Origin of the sequence: Nocardia pseudobrasiliensis NBRC 108224, assembly GCF_001613105.1 — a bacterium.
GTDB classification, from domain to species: domain Bacteria; phylum Actinomycetota; class Actinomycetes; order Mycobacteriales; family Mycobacteriaceae; genus Nocardia; species Nocardia pseudobrasiliensis.
Genome location: NZ_BDBS01000094.1, coordinates 1 through 3,977, shown reverse-complemented (window position 1 = coordinate 3,977; position 3,977 = coordinate 1). Strand labels below are relative to the sequence as shown.

Genomic DNA, 3,977 nt, shown 5'->3' with positions numbered 1-3,977 from the left:
CCTGTACTACCGCGGCCAAGGTGATCGCTCTGATCGACACCGTGCCCGGGAAACCGGCGTGCTCATGCGAACAGGACACGGTGATTGGAGGCAGGAGGAGCAGTCGGTATGCCGCGGAGATCCGACTCGCGATCGCACAGGCGATCAGCGTGTCGGTCACCAGCGGCAGATGAGCGCCGTGCTGCTCGAAACTACCGACCGGAAGCACGGCCGTACTGGCTTGACGCACTATCTCATCAGTTGAAGTTGCGGTTGAGGTCATCGAGAACAACGCAGTCACTCCCAACATGTCAAGACACGGACCAACGAGAGTCCTGAGACGACAGATACTGGCCCCCAAGGCGTTAGCACGGATCACAGGCTCGCGCGACGGTTATGCATCGGCGGCATACCGCGCATGTACAACCGACCTTATTCCGTCGCATCAAGACGATTTCGCTATCATTGAGCTCTCAACCACTGCGGTCGCACTCTTGCGAATCAAACATTGTTTGGCTCAGGAGCGTGTTCGATTCTCGCCATGCGTGCGACGACGACGTAGACCGACAGGGCTGATTCATGGATACTCCCTTGTCACTCAACGGTGCTCGACCAGCCGGGACGAAACCTCCGTCCGCGCGCGGAACGAGGCCGACATGATGACCGTCCAGCAGCGCAGCTGCTCACGGTGCGGCGCGGGTCTGGCGCGCGACAACCACAGCGTCCTGTGCCGACCATGCGTCAGAGGGCAGGACCGCGTCCCGCAACTGTGCGCCGCGGACTGGCGCACCGAACAGATGCGGGAAGCGTTGCGCAGCAGAAATATCGGCATCGTTCTGCACGCCTGGCGACACCACCACGCGCACGGCCCCCATCCCATCCCACAGGCCCGATTGGCTCGATGGCTGGGTGTCACCCAGGGCCAGCTCAGCCGAATCGAGAACGGACGCAACAAGGTACGTGATCTCGACAAGTTGGTGCGCTACACCCGCGCGTTGGGTGTGCCCGCGGAGATGTTGTGGTTCGACATCGATGACCCTCCACCAGCACCGACATCTACGCCTGGACCGATTCGCCTGCGCGAGGGCCTGACGCTCGCGCCCCCGGCGGCCGAACCACTGTTGATCGACTCGCTGCGCACCACTCTCCAGGAGTACGTGCGCACCGACAACGTCGCCGGGCCACAACCGCTGCTGGCGGTAGTCGGCCAGCAGATCCAGTTCGTGGAGCGACTCGAGAGCGCCGATCGCGGCCGGACACAGACGCAGTTGCGCGTGTTACGGGCCCGATTCGCGGAGTTCCTCGGCTGGCTTCATCAAGATGCCGGCAACCTGCGCGCAGCGCTGACCTGGACCAACGCGGCCGCCGAATTGGCGCGAGATACTGGCGACAGCAGGCTGCTGTCCTATATTCGGATGCGGCAGAGCAGCCTCGCCGCCGATGCCGGCGACCCGCGTAACACCATCACGCTCGCCCAAGCCGCACTGCGTGCTCCCGCCGATCTCACCGCCCGCCAGCGCGCCACGGCTCTGCGTCAGATCGCGCACGGTCACGCCTGGCAGGGCCAGTTGGTAGACACCCTGCGCGCTCTCGACCGAGCCATGCATCAGGCCTCTGCTCCCGGTGACGTCGACGACGACCTCGCCGGCTACTGCACCCCCGGATACATCGCGATGGAAGCCGCGGCCTGCCTGATCGAGCTCGATCGTCCCGAGCAAGCCATCGCCACATTGGAACCTCAACTGCCCCAGTGGCATCCGCGAAACCGTCGTGACCTCGGTCGAGGCCTTGCGTTGCTCGCGATCGCGCTGGCGCGCAGTGGACAATCCGACGACGCCGTCGAAGTCGCCCAGCACGCCCTGGCCATCGTCGCCGAGACCCGCTCCACACGGACCGAACAACAGCTATACCGCGTCGTCCGAGAACTACATACCCACGGCGCGATCAACCATGCCGCACAACTGCGAATCATCGTCCGCCATACGATCGGATGAACCATCCCGGCGGGTTCGGCCCACAGTCGTTGCGGCTCAATGGTCCCGACGCGAGACGAAGTGGATCAATGCGAGCAGATCCTCGGCGCCGGCCGGGTCCGGTAGTGCCGCGATCGCCGCCGCGACTCGCTGGTCGGCCTGCAGCGCGGCCGCGCTCCTGCCGCCCGCGGCCTGCACCGCGATCGCCGCACGAGCCGCCTCAACCTCGGTGATCGGCCTCGCGGATCGATACAGCGTCTCCACTGCGGCTGCGGCGGGCGTTCCCGATGACAGAGCTACCACCACGGGAAACGATCGTTTGCGACGCATCAGATCCCCGCCGACGGGTTTGCCGGTCGTCGCCGGGTCGCCCCAGATCCCCAGGATGTCGTCGACCAGTTGGAACGCCAGCCCGAGTTCGCGGCCGACGGTCTCGAACCGACCGACGGTCGCCGCGTCTGCCCCGGCGCACAGCGCGCCCAACGCCGTGGCACACCCGGTCAACGCGCCGGTTTTGCCCTGCGCCATGGCCACATACTCCTCGACCCGCACACCCGACCTGGTCTCGAACGCGCAATCGCGGCTCTGGCCGTGGCACAGCTGCACAATCGCCGACTCCACGAGCGATATCGCCTCGACACCGACCGAACCGGGCCACGCGGCGGTCAATACCCGAATCGCCAGCGCGTGCAACGCGTCTCCGAGGCAGATCGCCTGCGGCACACCCCACACCGTCCACACCGTCGCTCTGCCGCGACGCAGCCGGTCAGCATCCATCACATCGTCGTGGACCAACGTGAAATTGTGCACCAGCTCCACCGCGACCGCCGCTGGCACAACCGTACGGGCATCGACTCCGCACGCGTGCGCCGCGGCGAACACCAGCGCCGCGCGCAGGCCCTTGCCCCATCCCGCCCCGGTCGGATTTCCCTCGCGATCGCGCCAGCCCAGGTGATAGGCCGCCATCAGATCCAACGGCTCGGGCAGCGTCGTGATCGCTTCCCGCAGTGGGGGTTCGCACCGTCGGCGGGCCTGCTCCAAAATCGCATCGGCGTGCGCTGCGGCGGTGTTTGTGACCGTGTCCGTCATCTCTGCTGCACCGTCCCTGCTCGATACCTCGGTACCGGCTCCTTCGACCGATTCCGCCCTCAGTGTGTGGCAGATCGGACGGGTCGCAGAGCCATCGCCCGAATGCCGACCATGCCCGCAGCGCATATCGATGCAATACCCGAAATGCCAGCCTGTCACTCGGCTTCGATTCAGTAGCCGTTCTCGGTCGAGCGCCGATATGCGCGAGACGAATTGCCGTCATGCGCACGACAGCGTTCTACCTCCGAAGGAATGTCTCCACCATCGAGAGTAGACAGCTGGCCCACTCGTGATCGACGAGGTCGGAATGAATTCCATCGACGCCCTGACCGATACCGCATTCGGCCGTGGAAGCGCCTGCGCCAAAGCCATTCTCATCGGCGAGCACACCGTGCTCTACCACCAACCGGCCATAGCGATACCATTACCGACGCTAACCGTCACCGCCGTCGCGCACGTGTCGGCTACGGTGTCGAACGACGATGCGTCCGGCATACCGACGTCCACCACCGACGGACCGATCGATATCGACTTTGCTTGCGGCGCGGCGACTTCGGGTTCACAGGGCACTTCCGCACCGCTGCGCGCGGACGGCGCCCTGGCCGCAATCGCAGCAGCATCACGTCTGCTGGGAATCCGGCGCCGAAAGACCTGGATACAGATCAGCGGCAACTTCCCACCGGCACGGGGACTGGGTTTCAGCGCCGCCTGCGCGGCTGCGGCGATCCGCTCCGTCGCGGACGCCGCCGGTGAACGCTTCGACGCGGATACTTTGTTCGACCTGGTGCAATGCGGTGAGCAGCGCACCCACGGCCGCGCGAGCGGCGTCGACGCGGCGACCGTGACCAGCACGCAACCGATCCTGTTCCACTCCGGTGCGATGCGACCGCTGAACACAGACACCGAAGCCGTGGTGGTTCTCGCCGATAGCGGCGC

At 65.6% G+C, this 3,977-nt stretch carries 4 protein-coding genes; 2 read left to right on the top strand and 2 right to left on the bottom strand.

Annotated features, from left to right (window positions below):
• Positions 1 to 262: creatininase family protein (locus tag NP4_RS39415; RefSeq protein ID WP_169813878.1), on the bottom strand; the 262-nt coding region annotated here is incomplete at its 3' end.
• Positions 263 to 635: 373 nt separating this feature from the next.
• Between NP4_RS39415 and NP4_RS39410 the strand changes: the two genes are divergently transcribed.
• Positions 636 to 1,973 (top strand): helix-turn-helix domain-containing protein, encoded by a 1,338-nt coding sequence (locus NP4_RS39410; RefSeq protein WP_169813877.1) that lies wholly within the window; start codon positions 636 to 638, stop codon positions 1,971 to 1,973.
• Positions 1,974 to 2,009: 36 nt separating this feature from the next.
• On the opposite strand, the gene NP4_RS39405 is transcribed toward NP4_RS39410, so the two are convergent.
• Positions 2,010 to 3,041, bottom strand: coding sequence for a polyprenyl synthetase family protein (locus NP4_RS39405; RefSeq protein ID WP_068009971.1), 1,032 nt, complete (start codon positions 3,039 to 3,041; stop codon positions 2,010 to 2,012).
• A gap of 307 nt (positions 3,042 to 3,348) precedes the next feature.
• Between NP4_RS39405 and NP4_RS39400 the strand changes: the two genes are divergently transcribed.
• Positions 3,349 to 3,977, top strand: a 629-nt coding sequence (locus NP4_RS39400) for a mevalonate kinase family protein (protein ID WP_373863912.1), incomplete at its 3' end; no start/stop codon positions are given.

Excerpts from the sequence above, each read along its gene's own strand:
- NP4_RS39410 (WP_169813877.1), top strand. The coding sequence starts at position 636 with ATGATGACCGTCCAGCAGCGCAGCTGCTCACGGTGCGGCGCGGGTCTG.
- NP4_RS39405 (WP_068009971.1), bottom strand. The coding sequence starts at position 3,041 with ATGACGGACACGGTCACAAACACCGCCGCAGCGCACGCCGATGCGATT.